Annotated in this window: 13 protein-coding genes; 5 read left to right on the forward strand and 8 right to left on the reverse strand. The window is 59.3% G+C overall.

Annotation, left to right across the window (positions count from 1 at the left end; genetic code table 11):
- Positions 1-52: 52 nt before the first annotated feature.
- Positions 53-1,138, reverse strand: coding sequence for a 3-phosphoserine/phosphohydroxythreonine transaminase (gene serC / locus BVU99_RS19650; RefSeq protein WP_025302275.1), 1,086 nt, complete (start codon positions 1,136-1,138; stop codon positions 53-55).
- A 302-nt stretch (positions 1,139-1,440) separates the two neighbouring features.
- Positions 1,441-2,487 carry an L-asparaginase 2 gene (gene ansB / locus BVU99_RS19655; protein WP_089195719.1) on the reverse strand — a complete coding sequence of 349 codons (1,047 nt, stop codon included), beginning with the start codon at positions 2,485-2,487 and terminating at the stop codon, positions 1,441-1,443.
- 148 nt (positions 2,488-2,635) lie between these two features.
- On the opposite strand from ansB, the gene ycaO reads away from it, so the two are divergent.
- The 4 genes from ycaO to pflA all read left to right on the forward strand — a co-directional run bounded on the left by ycaO (position 2,636) and on the right by pflA (position 9,079).
- Positions 2,636-4,399, forward strand: a complete 1,764-nt coding sequence (ycaO, locus tag BVU99_RS19660; protein ID WP_043137692.1) for a 30S ribosomal protein S12 methylthiotransferase accessory factor YcaO — start codon at positions 2,636-2,638, stop codon at positions 4,397-4,399.
- 461 nt (positions 4,400-4,860) lie between these two features.
- Positions 4,861-5,721 (forward strand): formate transporter FocA, encoded by an 861-nt coding sequence (focA, locus tag BVU99_RS19665; protein ID WP_019454548.1) that lies wholly within the window; start codon positions 4,861-4,863, stop codon positions 5,719-5,721.
- A 54-nt stretch (positions 5,722-5,775) separates the two neighbouring features.
- Entirely contained in the window at positions 5,776-8,058 is a 2,283-nt protein-coding gene (pflB, locus tag BVU99_RS19670; protein WP_025302272.1) for a formate C-acetyltransferase, read from the forward strand.
- A 280-nt stretch (positions 8,059-8,338) separates the two neighbouring features.
- Positions 8,339-9,079, forward strand: a complete 741-nt coding sequence (gene pflA, locus BVU99_RS19675) for a pyruvate formate lyase 1-activating protein (RefSeq protein WP_016928325.1) — start codon at positions 8,339-8,341, stop codon at positions 9,077-9,079.
- A gap of 49 nt (positions 9,080-9,128) precedes the next feature.
- Here pflA and BVU99_RS19680 read toward each other — a convergent pair whose 3' ends face one another.
- On the reverse strand, positions 9,129-10,280 hold the full coding sequence (locus BVU99_RS19680; protein WP_033637849.1) for an MFS transporter: 1,152 nt from the start codon (positions 10,278-10,280) through the stop codon (positions 9,129-9,131).
- A gap of 163 nt (positions 10,281-10,443) precedes the next feature.
- On the opposite strand from BVU99_RS19680, the gene BVU99_RS19685 reads away from it, so the two are divergent.
- The gene (locus tag BVU99_RS19685) at positions 10,444-10,809 is read left to right on the forward strand and encodes a DUF1801 domain-containing protein (protein WP_025302271.1); all 366 of its coding nucleotides are present in this window, start codon (positions 10,444-10,446) and stop codon (positions 10,807-10,809) included.
- A 51-nt stretch (positions 10,810-10,860) separates the two neighbouring features.
- Here the strand turns inward: BVU99_RS19685 and serS are convergent, their stop codons facing one another.
- From serS to lrp, 5 genes are all read right to left on the reverse strand, one after another.
- The gene (gene serS, locus BVU99_RS19690; RefSeq protein WP_025302270.1) at positions 10,861-12,153 is read right to left on the reverse strand and encodes a serine--tRNA ligase; all 1,293 of its coding nucleotides are present in this window, start codon (positions 12,151-12,153) and stop codon (positions 10,861-10,863) included.
- A gap of 109 nt (positions 12,154-12,262) precedes the next feature.
- Complete coding sequence (locus BVU99_RS19695; RefSeq protein WP_049204286.1) at positions 12,263-13,549, reverse strand: replication-associated recombination protein A; 1,287 nt, start codon at positions 13,547-13,549, stop codon at positions 12,263-12,265.
- Positions 13,550-13,616: 67 nt separating this feature from the next.
- A complete protein-coding gene (lolA, locus tag BVU99_RS19700; RefSeq protein ID WP_015377319.1) occupies positions 13,617-14,228 on the reverse strand; it encodes an outer membrane lipoprotein chaperone LolA in 612 nt (203 codons plus the stop codon).
- 197 nt (positions 14,229-14,425) lie between these two features.
- Positions 14,426-18,085, reverse strand: a complete 3,660-nt coding sequence (locus BVU99_RS19705; protein WP_099817600.1) for a DNA translocase FtsK 4TM domain-containing protein — start codon at positions 18,083-18,085, stop codon at positions 14,426-14,428.
- A gap of 120 nt (positions 18,086-18,205) precedes the next feature.
- On the reverse strand, positions 18,206-18,700 hold the full coding sequence (gene lrp, locus BVU99_RS19710) for a leucine-responsive transcriptional regulator Lrp (protein WP_004928318.1): 495 nt from the start codon (positions 18,698-18,700) through the stop codon (positions 18,206-18,208).
- Between the last annotated feature and the right edge of the window lie 379 nt (positions 18,701-19,079).

A 19,079-nucleotide genomic window follows, 5' to 3' on the forward strand; every position in this document is an offset into this window, starting at 1 on the left:
AATGCAAAAGGACAACAGCCTGAGGCAGCCCGCGCCTGGCGGGCTGACGGAATCAACCGTGACGACGTTCGAAGTCGGCCATGAAGTCGGTCAGCGCCTGCACGCCGGCCAGCGGCATCGCATTGTAAATAGAAGCGCGCATGCCGCCAACTACCCGGTGGCCTTTCAGCGCCTGCAGGCCGATGGCCTCGGCTTCGCTGAGGAACACTTTGTCCAGCGCCGCATCGGCCAGTTGGAACGGCACGTTCATCCACGAGCGGTTGGCGATGGCCACCTGGCTGCGGTAGAAGTCGGATTTATCGATGGTCGCGTACAGCAGCTCGGCCTTGGCCTGATTGCGTTTTTGCATCTCCACCAGGCCGCCCTGCTCTTTCAGCCATTTGAACACCAGCCCGGACAGGTACCAGGCGAAGGTCGGCGGGGTGTTGAACATCGAATCGTTCTCGGCCAGCACGGTGTAGTCGAGGATCGACGGCACTTCTTTGCGCGCCTTGCCCAGCAGATCGTCACGCACGATCACCAGCGTCAGGCCGGCCGGGCCGATATTTTTCTGCGCGCCGGCGTAAATCACGCCGAAGCGGCTGACGTCGAGCGGGCGGGACAGGATGGTCGAGGAGTAATCGCCGATCACCACTTTGTCGCCGAAGTCCGGCGTTTCATCGATGGCCACGCCGTCGATGGTCTCATTCGGGCAATAGTGCACATAGGCCGCGTCGGCGCTGAGTTGCCACTCTTTCATCGGCTTGATGCCGCTCAGGCCGTCGATGCGGGTTTTCACGTCGATGACGTTCGGGGTGCAATACTTTTCTGCTTCCTTGATGGCGCTGTGCGCCCAATAGCCGCCGTCGATATAGTCAGCGGTGACCTTGTCGCCCAGCAGGTTCAGCGGCAGCGCGGCAAATTGTGCGCGGGCGCCGCCGTGGCAAAACAGCACCTTATAGTTGGAGGGGACTTTCAGCAGATCGCGCAGATCCTGTTCCGCCTGCTCGGCAACGGCGATGAATTCTTTGCTGCGGTGACTGATCTCCATCACTGACGTGCCCAGGCCGTGCCAGTTGCACAGTTCCTGTTCCGCACGACGCAACACTTCCACCGGCAGCATCGCCGGGCCAGAGCTAAAATTATAAACCTGAGTCATTTCCCCTCACCACATTCACTGTTCGCCGCAGAAAAGCGACCTGTCGAAAAGATGCCCGAAGTTAACGCTCGCGTTAACCAACCCATCGGTTTTATCACTCACGCCCCATGGCTGCAACGCTTATTCGCCCGCCGGCGGCAAACGGTCGCGCCGGGTGATGACAGGCTCTGCGGCCATCGCGATTGTTTGGACGATAAAACCCTGCGACATGGGGAAATTCAGCGGGTTAACGCGGTGCTTTATGCTGTATTCAGCCGAGATGGCTGCGGGAACCCGGTCGGCCCCCGCAGGAGAGAAAACGATCAGTACTGATTGAACATCTGCTGGATTTGCTTCGCGCCTTTGGCTTGCGTCAGCGCGAGCTGCAGCAAAATGCGCGCTTTTTGCGGATTCAGCGTGCCGGCGGCCACGAAGCCGTACTTGGCGTCGTCCACTTCCGCATCTTCGGTAGTGGCGCCGGTCGGTACGCGCGAAGAACGCACCACCGCCACGCCGTTGTGTGCCGCCGTCGCCAGTGTGTCGAACACCGTTTTATACAGGTTGCCGTTGCCGACCCCGGCGCTGACGATGCCCTGGTACCCTTCGGCGATCAGCGCCTTGACCGGCGCATCGGAGGCGTTGGCGTAGTTGTAGACGATGCCGACCTTCGGCAGTTCGTTCAGCTTGCTGACGTCGAACGGCGTATCACGGGTATGCTTGCGCTGCGGTGAGCGCTGGTAATCGACCTTGCCGTTGTGGATATACCCGAGCGGGCCGAAGTTCGGCGACTGGAAGGTCTGCACGGCGGTGGTATTGGTCTTGGTGACGTCGCGCGCGTCCAGCACGGTGTCGTTCATCGCCACCAGCACCCCGCGGTTGGCCGATTGCGGATCTGCCGCCGTCACCACCGCATTATACAGGTTGAACGGGCCATCGGCGCTCATCGCCGTCGCCGGCCGCATCGCCCCGACAAGCACCACCGGCTTGTCGCACTTCACCGTCAGATCGAGGAAATAGGCCGTCTCTTCCAGCGTATCGGTGCCGTGGGTGATGACGAAGCCGTCGGTTTTGCCGCAGTCGGCGTCAATTTTCTTCACCAGCGTCAGCCAGACCTGATCGTTCATGTCCTGCGAGCCGATGTTCACCACTTGCTCCCCCTGCACGTTGGCGATATCTTTCAGCGCCGGCACCGCATCGACCAGCGCCTCGACACCCAGCTTGCCCGCGGTATAGTTAGATTTCGTCGCCGAATCGCCGCCACCGGCGATGGTGCCGCCGGTCGCCAGCAGGGTGATGTTGGGCAGCGCCAGCGCCGAGGCGCTGACGCCGGTCAACAAGAGGATTAACACGCTGAGTTTCACTGATTTCATTAGATTTCTCCGTGACAGATAACTCGCTGAATTATGGCCTTTATCCTTAAAAAAACTGTGACTTTGCCACCGCTTTAGGAATACGTGGAGCTCCAGCGTAAAACCCCGTATCATTGCGCGTTTTTAGTACGCGCAAAAAGTGAAGACAATGACGCAAACTTTTATCCCCGGTAAAGACGCCGCTCTGGAAGACTCCATCGCCCGTTTCCAGCAGAAACTGAGCGACCTCGGTTTCAACATCGAAGAAGCCTCCTGGCTGAATCCAGTGCCGCACGTGTGGTCGGTGCACATTCGCGATCGCGATTGCCCGCTGTGCTTCACCAACGGCAAAGGCGCCAGCAAAAAAGCCGCGCTGGCCTCCGCGCTGGGTGAATATTTCGAGCGCCTGTCCACCAACTACTTCTTCGCCGATTTCTATCTGGGCAAGCAGATCGCCGAAGGCGACTTCGTGCACTACCCGAATGAGAAATGGTTCCCGATCCCGGCGGACGATACGCTACCGGCCGGCATCCTCGACGAGCGTCTGCACGCCTTCTACGATCCGCAACAAGAGCTGAGCGCCAGCGATCTTGTCGATCTGCAATCCGGTAACGCCGATCGCGGCGTGTGTGCGCTGCCGTTTACCCGTCAGTCCGACCAGCAAACCGTGTACATCCCGATGAATATCATCGGCAACCTGTATGTTTCCAACGGCATGTCCGCCGGCAACACCGCCAACGAAGCGCGGGTGCAGGGCCTGTCGGAAGTGTTCGAGCGCTATGTGAAAAACCGCATCATCGCCGAATCCATCAGCCTGCCGGCGATCCCGGACGAAGTGCTGAATCGCTATCCGGGCGTGGTGGAAGCCATCGCCAAACTGGAAGAGGAAGGTTTCCCGATCCTCTCCTATGATGCCTCGCTGGGCGGCAACTACCCGGTAATCTGCGTGGTGCTGTTCAACCCGACCAACGGCACCTGCTTCGCCTCGTTCGGCGCGCACCCGGACTTCGGCGTGGCGCTGGAGCGCACGGTAACCGAGCTGCTGCAGGGCCGCAGCCTGAAAGATCTCGACGTGTTCACCGCACCGACCTTCGATGACGAAGAAGTGGCGGAACACACCAACCTGGAAACGCACTTCATCGACTCCAGCGGCCTGATCTCCTGGGATCTGTTCAAGCAGGATGCGGACTATCCGTTCGTTGACTGGAGCTTCAGCGGCAGCACGCAGGAAGAGTTCGCCACCCTGATGAGCATCTTCGACAAAGAAGACGCGGAAGTGTACATCGCCGACTACGAGCACCTGGGCGTCTACGCTTGCCGCATCATCGTGCCGGGCATGTCCGATATCTACCCGGCAGAAGACCTGCTGCTGGCCAACAACAGCATGGGCGCGCACCTGCGCGATACGCTGCTGGCGCTGCCGGGCAGCGAGTGGGAGCCGGAAGAATACCTGGCGCTGATCGAGCAGTTGGACGACGAAGGGCTGGACGATTTCACTCGCGTACGCGAACTGCTGGGTATTGCCAGCGGCAAAGACAACGCCTGGCATACCCTGCGCGTGGGCGAGCTGAAGTCGATGCTGGCGCTGGCGGGCGGCGATCTGGATCAGGCGCTGATTTGGACCGAATGGACGCAGGACTTCAACGCCTCGGTGCTGAGCCCGGCGCGCAGCAACTACTACCGTTGCCTGCAAACGCTGCTGCTGCTGGCGCAGGAGCCTGAGCGCGAAGCGGCGCAATACTACACCGCGTTCGTGAAAATGTACGGCCAGGAAGCGGTGGACGCGGCCTCGGCCGCCATCAGCGGTGAAGAGCGCTTCAACGGGCTGTTCGCCGTCGATGCCGATCTGAAGGCGCTGCCGGCCCATCAGGCGCTGCTGGCGGCCTACGAGAAGCTGCAGGCGGCCAAACGCCGCCACTGGGCCAAGGCCTAAGCATCATCAGGGGATACTGCCACTTTGAGAGTACCCCAGTTACCAAACGCCGCACTCCGTTGCGGCGTTTTCATTTTTGCGGTTTATTTCAACGCATTCGGTTTTATTTTTTCGCCGGGAAGTAGGCGGTTAAACGACCATAAAAATAAATAAACCGCCAATTGTTACCGGACGGTGAAATAATAATTAACCGACAATTAAACTTTCAGCGCTGCACGGCGACAAAACGCCTAAAAATTTAACTTTACTCCACGCCGCCCACCCGGTGAATTCAAAAAAAATTGCAAACATTAAAAAAATGTTTTCATTTAAAAATCAATAAATTAACCATAAAAACCACACAAAAAACACGTCATTTGGGCGCTCTACTTCCCCGCCTTATGATCCAAATCAAATTTTCCCCTATACTGCTTTGCTAGTATCTCATTGCGTTGTTTTAACCCTTAAGAGCGAGAGTTAGTTTGAAAACTGACAGCCCATTCGATCTGATTTTACCTGCGGCAACGGCGAAAATCGCTGAAGATGCCGGCGTGTATAAAGCCACCAAACATCCGCTGAAAACGTTTTATTTGGCGATCACCGCCGGTGTCTTCATTTCCATCGCCTTCGTTTTCTACATCACGGCGACCACCGGCACCGCCGGCGTGCCTTTCGGGCTGGCGAAACTGGTCGGCGGCATCTGCTTCTCTCTCGGGTTAATGCTGGTGGTGGTATCGGGCGCCGACCTGTTCACCTCTACCGTACTTATCGTCATCGCCAAGGCCAGCGGCCGCATCAGCTGGGGCCAACTGGGTGCCAACTGGCTGAACGTTTATCTTGGCAACCTGGTCGGCGCGCTGTTCTTCGTGGCGCTGATCTGGTTCTCCGGCGAGTATATGGTCGCCAACGGCCAGTGGGGCCTGAATGTTCTGCAAACCGCAGACCACAAGCTGCATCACACCTTTATCGAAGCCGTCTGCCTCGGCATTCTGGCTAACCTGATGGTCTGCCTGGCGGTCTGGATGAGCTACTCCGGCCGCACCCTGACCGACAAGATGCTCGCCATGGTGCTGCCGGTCGGTATGTTTGTCGCCAGCGGCTTCGAACACAGCATCGCCAACATGTTTATGATCCCTATGGGCATCGTGGTCAAACACTTCGCCACGCCGGAGTTCTGGCAAGCCGTAGGGGCGGTACCTGAGCAATTCGCTCATCTGACAGTAAGCAACTTCATCATCGACAACCTGATTCCGGTCACCATCGGCAACATCATCGGCGGCGGCCTGTTGGTTGGGTTGACTTACTGGGTAATTTATCTGCGCGGGGGTCGCGAACAGCACTAAGCTGTGAGTTACCGCGTGCAGAGTTAGAAATCCACAATCAAAGGTAGGTGTACAATGACCGAACTTAACGAGAAATTAGCCAACGCTTGGGAAGGTTTCAGCAAGGGTGACTGGCAGAATGAAGTCAACGTTCGTGACTTCATCCAGAAAAACTACACGCCTTATGAAGGTGACGAATCCTTCCTGGCTGGCGCAACTCAAGCCACCACCACCTTGTGGGACAAGGTTATGGAAGGGATCAAACTGGAAAACCGCACTCACGCGCCGGTTGATTTCGACACCAACGTTGCTGCAACCATCACTTCTCACGACGCGGGTTACATCGCCAAAGAGCTGGAAACCATCGTAGGTCTGCAGACCGACGCGCCTCTGAAACGCGCGCTGATCCCGTTCGGCGGCATCAAAATGGTCGAAGGTTCGTGCAAAGTGTACGGCCGCGAACTGGATCCGCAGCTGAAAAAAGTGTTCACCGAATACCGTAAAACCCACAACCAGGGCGTATTCGACGTTTACACCAAAGACATCCTGAATTGCCGTAAATCCGGCGTGCTGACCGGTCTGCCAGATGCCTACGGCCGCGGCCGCATCATCGGCGACTACCGCCGCGTGGCGCTGTACGGTATCGACTTCCTGATGGCCGACAAACTGAACCAGTTCAAATCGCTGCAGGAAAAACTGGAAAACGGCGAAGATCTGGAAATGACCATCCAGCTGCGCGAAGAGATCGCTGAACAGCACCGCGCTCTGGCTCAGATCAAAGAGATGGCCGCCAAATACGGTTACGACATTTCCGGCCCGGCCACTAACGCGCAACAAGCGGTACAGTGGACCTACTTCGGCTACCTGGCCGCGGTGAAATCCCAGAACGGCGCCGCCATGTCCTTCGGCCGCGTGTCCACCTTCCTCGACGTGTTCATCGAGCGCGACATCAAGGCGGGCAAACTGACCGAAGAGCAAGCGCAGGAACTGATCGACCACCTGGTGATGAAACTGCGTATGGTGCGCTTCCTGCGTACTCCTGAGTACGATGAGCTGTTCTCCGGCGACCCAATCTGGGCGACTGAATCCCTGGCCGGCATGGGCGTCGACGGCCGTACCCTGGTCACCAAAAACAGCTTCCGCTTCCTGAACACCCTGTACACCATGGGGCCGTCTCCGGAGCCGAACATGACCATCCTGTGGTCTGAGAAGCTGCCGCTGAACTTCAAGAAATTCGCGGCGAAAGTGTCCATCGACACCTCTTCCGTACAGTACGAAAACGACGACCTGATGCGTCCTGACTTCAACAACGATGACTACGCCATCGCCTGTTGCGTCAGCCCGATGATCGTCGGTAAGCAAATGCAGTTCTTCGGCGCCCGCGCCAACCTGGCGAAAACCATGCTTTACGCCATCAACGGCGGCGTTGACGAGAAACTGAAAATGCAGGTCGGCCCGAAAGAAGCGCCGATGATGGACGAAGTGCTGGACTATGACAAAGTCATGGCCCGCATGGACCACTTTATGGATTGGCTGGCCAAGCAGTACGTGACCGCGCTGAACATCATTCACTACATGCACGACAAGTACAGCTACGAAGCTGCGCTGATGGCGCTGCATGACCGTGACGTTTATCGCACCATGGCTTGCGGCATCGCCGGTCTGTCCGTTGCGGCCGACTCCCTGTCCGCCATCAAGTACGCGAAAGTCACCACCATTCGCGACGAAGACGGCCTGGCTATCGACTTTAAAGTGGAAGGCGAGTATCCACAGTTCGGTAACAACGACGCCCGCGTCGATGACATCGCCTGTGACCTGGTGGAACGTTTCATGAAGAAAATTCAGAAACTGCGCACCTACCGCAACGCGGTACCGACTCAGTCCGTACTGACCATCACCTCCAACGTGGTATACGGTAAGAAAACCGGTAACACCCCAGATGGCCGCCGCGCCGGTGCACCGTTCGGCCCAGGCGCCAACCCGATGCACGGCCGTGACCAGAAAGGCGCAGTAGCCTCCCTGACCTCGGTAGCCAAACTGCCGTTTGCCTACGCGAAAGACGGGATCTCTTACACCTTCTCCATCGTGCCTAACGCGCTGGGTAAAGACGACGACGTGCGGAAAGCCAACCTGGCGGGCCTGATGGATGGTTACTTCCATCATGAAGCCTCCATCGAAGGCGGTCAGCACCTGAACGTCAACGTAATGAACCGTGAAATGCTGCTGGACGCGATGGAAAACCCTGAGAAATACCCTCAGCTGACCATCCGCGTCTCCGGTTACGCCGTGCGCTTCAACTCGCTGACCAAAGAGCAACAGCAGGACGTCATTACTCGTACCTTCACTCAAACGATGTAATACGCCAACCGGGCGGGAAACCGCCCGGTGCCAACGACAGGGCCGGTTCTGCCGGCCCTTTTCTTCCACCGCTCTCCCCTGACTCTGTGCGAGTCTGTTTTGCCGGACATCTATACTGAATGGATAGCCGGCAAAACAGTTATCCGGCAACTGACCGGCCGACAGGCATCATTACCCCCGGTGGCGGCTCCACCCGCTGCTGCATCGCAGATACCTGGCCGGCGGCCACGCGCCTATTTTTAGACTGCGTTTGACAGTCAATATTGGAGAAAACCCCGCAATGTCAGTAACTGGTCGCATCCACTCCTTCGAATCCTGCGGCACCGTCGATGGGCCCGGGATCCGCTTTATCGTCTTCTTCCAGGGCTGCCTGATGCGCTGCCTCTATTGCCATAACCGCGACACCTGGGACACCCACGGCGGCAAAGAAGTGACCGTCGAAGAGCTGATGAAAGACGCGGTGGCCTACCGCCACTTCATGAACGCTTCCGGTGGCGGCGTGACCGCGTCCGGCGGCGAGGCGATCCTGCAGGCTGAATTCGTGCGCGACTGGTTCCGCGCCTGCCATGCCGAAGGCATCAATACCTGCCTGGACACCAATGGCTTCGTGCGCCGCTACGATCCGGTGATCGACGAGTTGCTGGACACCACCGATCTGGTGATGCTGGATCTGAAACAGATGAACGACGATATCCACCAGAATCTGGTCGGCGTCTCCAACCACCGCACGTTGGAATTCGCCCGCTACCTGGCGAAACGTAACCAACGCACCTGGATCCGTTACGTGGTGGTGCCGGGCTGGTCAGATGATGACAAATCGGCACACCTGCTGGGCGAGTTCACCAAGGACATGACCAACATCGAGAAAATCGAGCTGCTGCCCTACCACGAACTGGGCAAGCATAAATGGATAGCGATGGGGGAAGAGTACAAACTGGACGGCGTACATCCGCCGAAGGCCGAGACCATGGATCGCGTCAAAGGCATCCTGGAAAGCTACGGTCACAAAGTGATTTACTGATTGGCGCACGCCAAAAGAAAAAACCGGCTCATGGCCGGTTTTTTTATGCTCAGGCGGCGGCGAACGGCGTGTGGTGGTGATCCGGCTTCTGCTTTTTCAGCAGCATCAGCAGGTAAACCAGCGCTACGGCGGCGATCATCACGAACAGCACACGGTCGGAGTAGTTTTGCATCAGCAGCGCCGTCATCGACGGGCCCAGCAGGCTGCCGATGGTGTAACTCATCAACAGCGCCTGGTTCATCGCCACCAACTCATGCGGCAGCGCCTTCTCGCAGGCCCAGGACATCGCCACCGGATACAGGGTAAAGCCGGCGCAGCCGAGGATGAACAGCGAGGGCGCCATGGCGTAGTTGCCGAGCATCGCCACGCTGGCGAGGATCACCACGAACACCTGAATGCGCAGCACCAGCAGGCGCCCGTAACGATCCGCCAAACGCCCGACCGGCCATTGCCCGACGATGCCGGAGCTGACCAGCAGCGCCATCCAGTAACCGACGTTGGCGTCGCTCATGCCCTGATGGGAGAGGTACAGCGGCATCAGGCCATACAGTGAACCGAGCACGATGCCGGAGATGATACAGCCATTGATGCCGAGGCGCGCGCTGCGGCGTCTCAGCATTGTCCACACCGCCGCCTGCTGCGGCTCGTCTTCATGGCGGTTGACCCGCGCGAACAGCATCGGCAACATCGCGCTGATCACAATGGCGGTCACCCACGGCACCACGTGCAGCAATTCGGTCGAGGTCATGCTCAACAGCAATTGGCCGGTCACCGTACCGAGATAATAAACGATCATATAGGCCGCCAGCAGTTGGCCGCGGTTGCTCAAATTGCCGCTGCGCAAAAGCGCGCTCTCCACGATCACCCAGATCCAGGCGCAGCCGACGCCGGCGAAGAAACGCCAGCCCAGCCAGCTCCAAAAATCGATCGATAGCACCATGCCGGCGGTCGCGGCGGCGAACACCAGGCAAGAAAGATGATAGCTGCGGGTAAAACCGACGCGCTGGATCAGTTTGCCCGCCACCAACGTGCCCAACAGGTTACCGCTGAAATAAGAGGAGCTGACCATTCCCACCTGCCAGGTTGACAGCTGAGCATGGGTTAACCAAAGCGGCACTAACGTATTCAAAACGGCAATGGATACCGTGAGCAGCAAAAGGCCGCAGAGCAATAGGAGCACTGGGCGGGAGTATGCGGACATAGTGAAATTGTGACCGAACGCGCAATGAGAGTGCGCGCATCATGCCACTGGCGATAAAAAAGTCAATCGCCTCTTATCATTCCACCGCACGATTTGTTTCCGGCTAACCGGCTGAAAAAGCGCTATGCTCAGCGCAGAGCGAATTTGACGACGGAGAAGCAAGATGAGTCAGGCAAATGATGCGGCGGTAGAGGCCCTGCTGGCGGACATCGGCAGCACGCAAGGTGACCTGCTGGCCATTATGCAGCAGGTGCGGCGGATTGCTGCGGCGAGCGGCAACGGCGTAACCGAATCGGTCAAATACGGCGGCATCATGTTCTCGCATAGCCAATTTTTCTGCGGCGTTTTCGCCTATCGCCACCACGTCACGGTGGAGTTCGGCCACGGCTACCGATTGGAAGATCGTTATCACCAGCTCGAAGGCAGCGGCCAGTATCGGCGGCACATCAAGCTCCACTCGCCCGACGAGGTGAAAAGCAAGCATCTGGCGGACTACATTCAACAGGCTTATGCGCTGGCGACGGGCTGAATTCTCGACATAAAAAAAGCGCCCGCAGGCGCTTTTTTCGTGGTTTGCCGTTTAGCCGATGTATTCCAGGCCGCCCATATAAGGACGCAACACTTCAGGCACCTGAATGCGACCGTCGGCCTGCTGGTAGTTTTCCAGCACCGCCACCAGCGTACGGCCGACCGCCAGGCCGGAACCGTTCAGCGTGTGGACCAGACGCGGCTTCTTGTCGGCCTTGCTGCGGCAGCGAGCCTGCATGCGGCGCGCCTGGAAGTCCCACATGTTGGAGCAGGACGAGATCTCGCGGTAGGTGTTCTGCGCCGGCAGCCACACTTCCAGATCGTAGGTCTTGCAGGCGCCGAAGCCCATGTCGCCGGTGCACAGCAGCACCTTGCGGTAAGGCAGGTTCAGCAGCTGCAGCACTTTTTCCGCATGGCCGGTCAGCTCTTCCAGGGCATCCATCGAATCTTCCGGACGGACGATCTGCACCATTTCGACCTTGTCGAACTGGTGCATGCGGATCAAACCGCGGGTGTCACGGCCGTAAGAACCGGCTTCCGCACGGAAGCATGGCGTGTGCGCGGTCATCTTCAGCGGCAGAGTTTCCTCTTCGACGATCTCGTCGCGCACCAGGTTGGTCAGCGGCACTTCCGCCGTTGGGATCAGCGCGTAGTTGCTGCTGTCGGCTTCTTCTTCCAGCGGACGGGTATGGAACAGGTCTTCGCCGAACTTCGGCAGTTGGCCGGTACCGTACAGCGTGGCGTGGTTGACCAGGTAAGGCACATAGGCCTCCAGGTAGCCGTGCTGCTCGGTGTGCAGATCCAGCATGAACTGGGACAGCGCGCGGTGCATGCGGGCGATTTGCCCCTTCATGACCACGAAGCGCGAACCGGTCAGCTTAACCGCGGCGGCAAAATCCAGCCCGCCGGCCATTTCGCCCAGATCGACGTGATCGCGCACCGCGAAGTCGTACTGGCGCGGTTCGCCCCAGCGGGTGACTTCCAGGTTTTCACTGTCGTCTTTACCATCCGGCACGGCGTCGTCCGGCAGGTTAGGCAGCGTCAAGGCGTAATCGCGGATCTCGCTCTGCAGCGTGTCCAGCTCTGCCTTGGCGGCATCCAGCTTGTCACCCAGCTCGTTCACTTCGCGACGCAGCGGCTCGATGTCTTCCCCACGCGCTTTGGCCGCGCCGATGGATTTCGATCGGGAGTTGCGTTCCGCTTGCAGCGTTTCAGTTTCTACCTGCAGAACTTTGCGGCGTTCTTCCTGCGAACGCAGCAGATCCAGATCGAGTTTAAAGCCTCGGCGAGCCAGTTTGACGGCGACTGCGTCTAGCTCATTACGCAGCAGATTGGGATCGAGCATGCTAATCCTGTGCTTGTTGTTATTGAAAGAAGTGTTGTTGTTCTATGCGGCTGATTTATAGCCGCATAAAAGAAGAGTGATACCCGCTAACCTTACCGCAACGGCCTCGCTAGCGGTAGCGTTTTGTCGGGCTATTTTGATCCTGCTCAGCCAGCCATGCCAACTTTTCGCCGATTTTCCCTTCAAGCCCACGCGAGGTCGGTTGATAGTAGCGTGTCTTGGCCATTTCGGGCGGGAAATAGTTCTCGCCGGCGGCGTAGGCGTTGGGTTCGTCGTGGGCGTAACGGTACTCCGCCCCCAGCCCCATCTCCTTCATCAGCTTGGTCGGCGCGTTGCGCAGGTGCTCCGGCACGTCATAATCGGCCTGCTCTTTGGCGTCGCGCATGGCGGCCTTGAACGCGGTGTAAACCGCGTTGCTCTTCGGCGCGCAGGCCAGGTAAACAATCGCCTGCGCGATGGCGCGCTCGCCCTCTGCCGGCCCCACGCGGGTGAAACAATCCCAGGCGGCGATCGCCACCTGCATGCCGCGCGGATCGGCGTTGCCCACGTCTTCAGAGGCAATCGCCAACAGACGGCGCGCCACATAGAGCGGATCGCCGCCGGCGGTAATAATGCGCGCATACCAGTACAGCGCGGCGTCCGGCGCCGAACCGCGCACTGATTTATGCAACGCGGAAATCAGGTCGTAATAACGGTCGCCCTTGTTGTCGAAGCGCGCACTGCGCTCGCCCGACACCTCCTTGAGCAGCTCCGGCGTCAGCACCCGCACGCCTTTGGCGTCGAGCTCCGCCATGTCTGCCATCATTTCCAGGCTGTTCAGCGCCCGGCGCGCATCGCCGCCCACCAACTCCGACAGCAGGCGGCGCGTTTCCGCGGGCAGCTCGACGTTCTGATTGCCAAAGCCGCGCGCCTTGTCGCTCATCGCCTGATCCAGCACCTGGCCAATATCTTCGGCGGTCAGCGCCTTCAGCAGGTAAACGCGGGCGCGGGACAACAGCGCCGAGTTCAGCTCGAACGACGGATTTTCGGTAGTGGCGCCGATAAAGGTGATGGTGCCGTCTTCGATGTGCGGCAGGAAAGCGTCCTGCTGGCTCTTATTGAAGCGGTGCACTTCGTCGACGAACAGGATGGTGCGGCGGCCGGCGTCGCGATTTTGTCGTGCCCGCTCGATCGCCTCGCGAATCTCCTTGATGCCGGAGGTCACGGCGGAGATCCGTTCGACATCCGCCTGACCGTAACGGCCGATCAGCTCTGCCAGCGTCGTCTTCCCGGTGCCCGGCGGCCCCCATAAAATCATCGAGTGCAGCTGCCCGGCCTCGATGGCGCGCGGCAGCGGCTTGCCGGCGGCCAGCAGGTGCTGCTGGCCGATATACTGCGCCAGCGTGGTCGGGCGCATACGCGCGGCCAGCGGCTGGAACTCGTTCTGGGAAAAATCGAGCGACAGATTATTACTCACTTGCACCTCACTGGCGCTGGTCGTCCAGCGTCACCCCCTTCGGCGGGGTAAATTTGAATTTGGCCGGATCGGCGGCAACGTTCTGCTGGCTTTTCAGCGTATAAGCACTACGCTGGCCATCCTGCTCCACCGCGGCAAAGCTGCGGATAGTGCCGCTGTTGGTCACGCTGATGGCGAATTGCTTCAGGTTGCCGCTGGCGGATTTTGGCGTCAGCTCGAAATCATCGCCCTTTTGCTTCACGTTGTACTGCTTCCAGTCGCTGGCGTTATTGCGGGTAATCAGCATAAACGGCGTATTGCCGGTGGCGTTCTTCAGCCAGGTCGCCGTCACCTGCTCGACGAACGGGTTGTAGAACCACAGGGTCTGGCCATCGGAAACCAGCACGCTCTCATCGGGTGACGTCATGTGCCAGTTGAACAGGTTCGGCCGCTTCACCCACAGCTCGCCTTCACCCTGTTGCACCGCGGCGCCTTCAGCGCTGGTCACGGTTTGCGAGAAGCTGGCGTGGAAACTGTTCACCTTCGCCAGGCGACTTTGCAGATCCTGTGCGGCATCGGCCAGCACGGAGGTAGAAGCGAATCCCGAAAGCAGACAGCAGGCAACTAACAGTTTTTTCATTATTCCAGATACCTTATGAAATGCGTTAACCGCAGGGCGACGCCGTGCGGGTCAATCAACCCTTTACTCCGTTACTTTACCTGAAGCCGGCGATCGGCCGGTAGGCCAATGTTCCGAGAAGAAACGGGTTTACGCTTCTTTGCACAAGGGCCGCTTAAGCGGCCCTTTCTTATTGAATTGCAATGGCTAAGCGACCATCAATCGTGCCGCGGCGGCGCCAGCACCTCGCGGTTGCCGTTGTGCCCCTGCTCGCTGACGATGCCCTGCGCCTCCATCTGTTCGATGATGCGCGCGGCGCGGTTATAGCCGATGCGGAACTGGCGCTGTACGCCGGAGATGGAGGCGCGGCGTTTATCCACCACGAAATCCACCGCCTGGTCAAACAACGGATCCAGCTCTTCGTCGCCGTCCATCCCGCCACCGGCACCGCCCTCGCCATCTTCGCCGCCGCTGAGAATGCCCTCTTTATATTGGGGCCGCTCGCGCGCTTTCCAATCCTTGACCACCGCGTGCACTTCCTGATCGCGCACGAATGCGCCATGTACACGCACCGGGATCGAGGAGTTCGGCGCCAGATAGAGCATGTCACCCATACCCAGCAAGGACTCGGCCCCCCCCTGATCGAGGATGGTGCGGGAGTCGATCTTGCTCGACACGGTAAAGGCGATACGCGTCGGAATGTTGGCCTTGATCAGGCCGGTGATCACATCCACCGAAGGACGCTGGGTCGCCAGCACCAGGTGGATACCTGCCGCACGCGCTTTTTGCGCCAGGCGAGCGATCAACTCTTCAACCTTCTTGCCAACCGTCATGATCAGGTCGGCGAATTCGTCGACCATCACCACGATGTACGGCTCTTTCTCCAACACCGGCTGCGTGATGTCCATGCTGTCGGTCGGTTTCCAGAACGGATCCGGGATCGGACGCCCCATCGCTTCGGCCTGATCGACACGCTCGTTGTAGCCGGCCAGGTTACGCACGCCCAGGGCAGACATCAGTTTGTAGCGGCGTTCCATCTCACCCACGCACCAGCGCAGCGCGTTGGCGGCGTCTTTCATGTCGGTGACCACATCGGTCAACAGGTGCGGAATACCTTCGTAAACCGACAGCTCCAGCATTTTCGGGTCGATCATGATAAAGCGCACTTCTTTCGGCGTGGCTTTATACAGGATGCTCAGGATCATGGCGTTGACCCCGACCGACTTACCGGAACCGGTGGTACCGGCGACCAGCAAGTGCGGCATTTTGCCCAGATCGGCCACCACCGGTTCGCCGGAGATGTCCTTACCCAATACGATGGACAGCGGCGACGGGTTGTCGCGGAAGGCCGGGCAGTCCAGCACTTCGCGCAGGTACACCGTTTGACGCTTGGCGTTCGGCAGCTCCAGACCGACGTAAGGCTTACCGGGGATCACTTCCACCACGCGCACCGCCGAAGTCGACAGCGAGCGCGCCAGATCGCGCGACAGGTTGGAAATGCGCGCCGCTTTAACGCCCGGCGCCAGATCCAGCTCGAAGCGGGTGATGACCGGCCCCGGCAGGATATCCACCACGTCGGCTTTTACGCGGTAATCGGCCAAACTGGCCTCCACCAAGCGCGCTTTCTGTTCCAGCGCGAAGGAGTCGACCGGCTCCACCTCTTTCGGCGCTTCGGTCAGCAGATCCAGCGTCGGCAGTGGCGTGGTCGGCTTCTGCAGCGGCTGATCGTTGCGCATCAGGAACGGGTGAATCAGGCTGTCCATCGCCGGGTGCGGCTCAGCCGGAGCTTGCTGAGGCTGCTGCTGCACCGGTTGCTGTGGCTGCTGATATTGCTGCTGCGACGGCTGTTGATACTGCTGTTGTTGCTGCGGCTGCTGATAAGATTGCTGCTGCGGCTGTTGGTATTGTTGCGGCTGCGCATGCGGTTGCTGGGCAGCCGGCGCCGCAGGCTCAAACTGGCCAAACGGCACGTCGTCCTCTTGCTCGCTTTGCTGTTCAATGCGCTCTTCAAGCTGCGGGGACAGCGTGAACATCGGCTCACTCGGGCCATCGTCCACCAGATCCGCCATCGGCGAGAAGCTGAAAGCATTACGGGTATCGACCGGGCTGGCGGCCGGCGCCTGCGGGGCAGTCTCTTGCTGGCCATAACGCGCCTGCTGCTGCTCGGCGAAAGCCTGACGCAGCGCAGCCTCTTGCCGCGCCTCTTCATCGTCCTGTTGGACTTCACCGTAACGTTGGTTCTGTTGTTCGGCGAACGCTTTACTCAGCTCGGCTTCCTGCTGAGCCTGTTCATCATCCTGCTCCGGCGCGTAGCTTTCGCCATAGCGCTGGCTTTGCTGTTCGGCGAACGCCTGGCGCAGCGCGGCTTCTTGCTGCGCCTCTTCTTCCTGCGGGCTCACCGCCGTCGGCTGTTGAGGCTCCGCCTGGCGCTGTTCCTGTTCGGCAGCACGCTGCGAAGGCAGCTTGATGCCGTAGGAAGCCAGCTCACGACGGGTCGGAATACGCACCGGATTCGGCCGCGGCAACTCAGGGCCGATACCCTGTTTAACCTGAGAATTGCCGTCGCTGGTCGCCGTGAAGGCCGGCATAAAGGTCGCCGCCGCGGCGCCCGCAGCGGCGGCGGCTGCCGTATCCAGTTGTGGCTTGGCGCCGGTGGCGCTGAAACCACCTGCTCCGCTGACGTCGGCACTGTCGCGCTGCGCGGCGGTAAAATCAAAGGGAGAACGCGCTGTCGGCTGCGGGGCCGGCTCTTGCCAATTGCCCAGGCGCGGCTCATCGTCATCCTGATAAGGATCGACAGGGCGCGTCGCCTTAGGCGCTGGTGTTTCTTCCGGGATTTCGAAGGAATACAGCGGCGGCGTGGCGTCTTGCGCCGGGGTGCTCACCGGGTGCTGATTGACCGAGGCCGGCGCGGCCGGCGCCACCGTTACCGACGGCGCCTGTGTGGCGATCGGCGCGGCAACGGGCTCGTGGATCTCTGCCTTCACCGCTGGTGCAGGCGAAGCCGCCGGCGCGATTGGCGCGGCGTCGGCTTCAACCTCACTATCGTCGGCTCGCAGGCCGCTGAGCAACGGATCGGCGGCGTCTTCCCCCGCCTCTTTGGCGCTTTCGGTGACCGAGGGTGCGGAGAACAGCACGTCGTCATCGGCAGCCGCGGCTCCGGCGGCGGTCGCCGCAACCGCTGCAGCGGCGCCCTTCCCTGCCTGCTCAGGCTCGTCGTCAACGTAACGCTCGTCATCCTCGAAATAGCGATCTTCGCGGCGTGAGCGATTGGTCATCACCGTCGCGACGCCCAACACCGCACCGCCGATCTTCTCGGCGATCACCAGCCAGGACCAGCCGGTAAACAGCGTCAGCCCCGCCGCCCACACGCACAGCAGCGCCAGCGTAGCGCCGATGCCGTTGAACCACGGCAACATGGCGTTGCTCAGCAGGCTGCCGATCACGCCGCCGGAAGCGAAGTAATAGAGATCGTCAACGTTCAGCGCCGCCAACCCGCAGGAGGTAAGCACTAACGCCAAGGTACCGATCAGGCGCAGGGAGAGCGCGAAATAGTCGACGTAGTCTTTGTTGCCGCGTTGGCGATAGGCTGCCCAGCACAGGATCAGCATGATCGGCGGTATCGCGTAGGCGAGCACCCCGAAGGTGAAGAACAGCGTGTCGGCCAACCAGGCCCCAACACCGCCGCCCAAATTGTGAATCGGCTCATGCCACGCGGTCTGCGACCAGCTTGGGTCAGACGGATTGAAACTGACCAACGCAGCCATGAGGTAAACGGCAAAAATCGCTACCACGATAAGCGCAGCCTCCAGCAAACGCCGGCCACTGCTGAGTCTTTTCAGGGTAACTTCTTTATCTTCTGTATATTCCTGGCTCAAGAAAGGCTCTCCAGGTTCCTGTTAGCTGACATAGCAACAGCGCCGAGAAGCTTCCCCGGCGCCGAAACTGTATGAATAAACAGGAGTGTAACCAATTTAATCAGGTTTTGCACCTGCACCTTACCGTGTTTTGATAACCAGACGGTTACTCTGTTTCACTTCTTCCATCACTACGTAGGTACGGGTGTCGTTAACCCCCGGCAAACGCAGCAAGGTTTCGCCCAGCAGTTTGCGGTACGCCGACATGTCCGGTACGCGGGTTTTCAACAGGTAGTCGAAATCACCGGAAACCAGATGACACTCCTGAATCTCTTCAAGCTTCTGCACTGCCGAGTTGAATTGCTCAAACACATCCGGCGCGCCACGGTTCAGCGTGATCTCCACGAAAACCAGCAGGGACGCATCCAGATAATGCGGGTTAAGCAATGCGGTATAGCCATGAATGAAACCCTGGCGCTCGAGACGGCGCACGCGTTCTAAACATGGTGTCGGGGATAACCCCACGCGCTTCGAAAGCTCGACGTTCGAAATACGCCCATCCTTCTGCAGCTCATTCAGGATGTTGCGGTCGATACGGTCGAGATCTTTACCCGGGCGTTTCTTGTTGTCTGCCATTATTATTGTCTCTCTTATTTTCTTCCGTGCACTTGCCACACCCTAGCCAACGTCAATGTGTAAGGGTTCGTTCCAAGCGAAGACCCGATGCCTGTCATATGCTTCTTCACTACCATCATTCCACGCCGCGCAGCCTGTCTGTCCAACCCCGCGCGACGCCGGCAACGACGTTTAGGTCGAGAAAAAATCAGCAAACGCTTGCGCGCCCTGCTCCGCAAATCCACCGCGCATTGCCGCCTCGCGGCGCAAATACGTACGATTTGCTGGTGTTACGGGGATAATTTCTTCTTCCTATGATGTTTTCGCAAATGCGCAGCGGATTGTCAAAGTAAAAGAAGCAAAATCAGAACAACGTACCGTCATGAAAAGTCTGCATCCC

Source organism: Serratia sp. OLAL2, assembly GCF_002752475.1.
GTDB lineage: Bacteria > Pseudomonadota > Gammaproteobacteria > Enterobacterales > Enterobacteriaceae > Serratia > Serratia bockelmannii.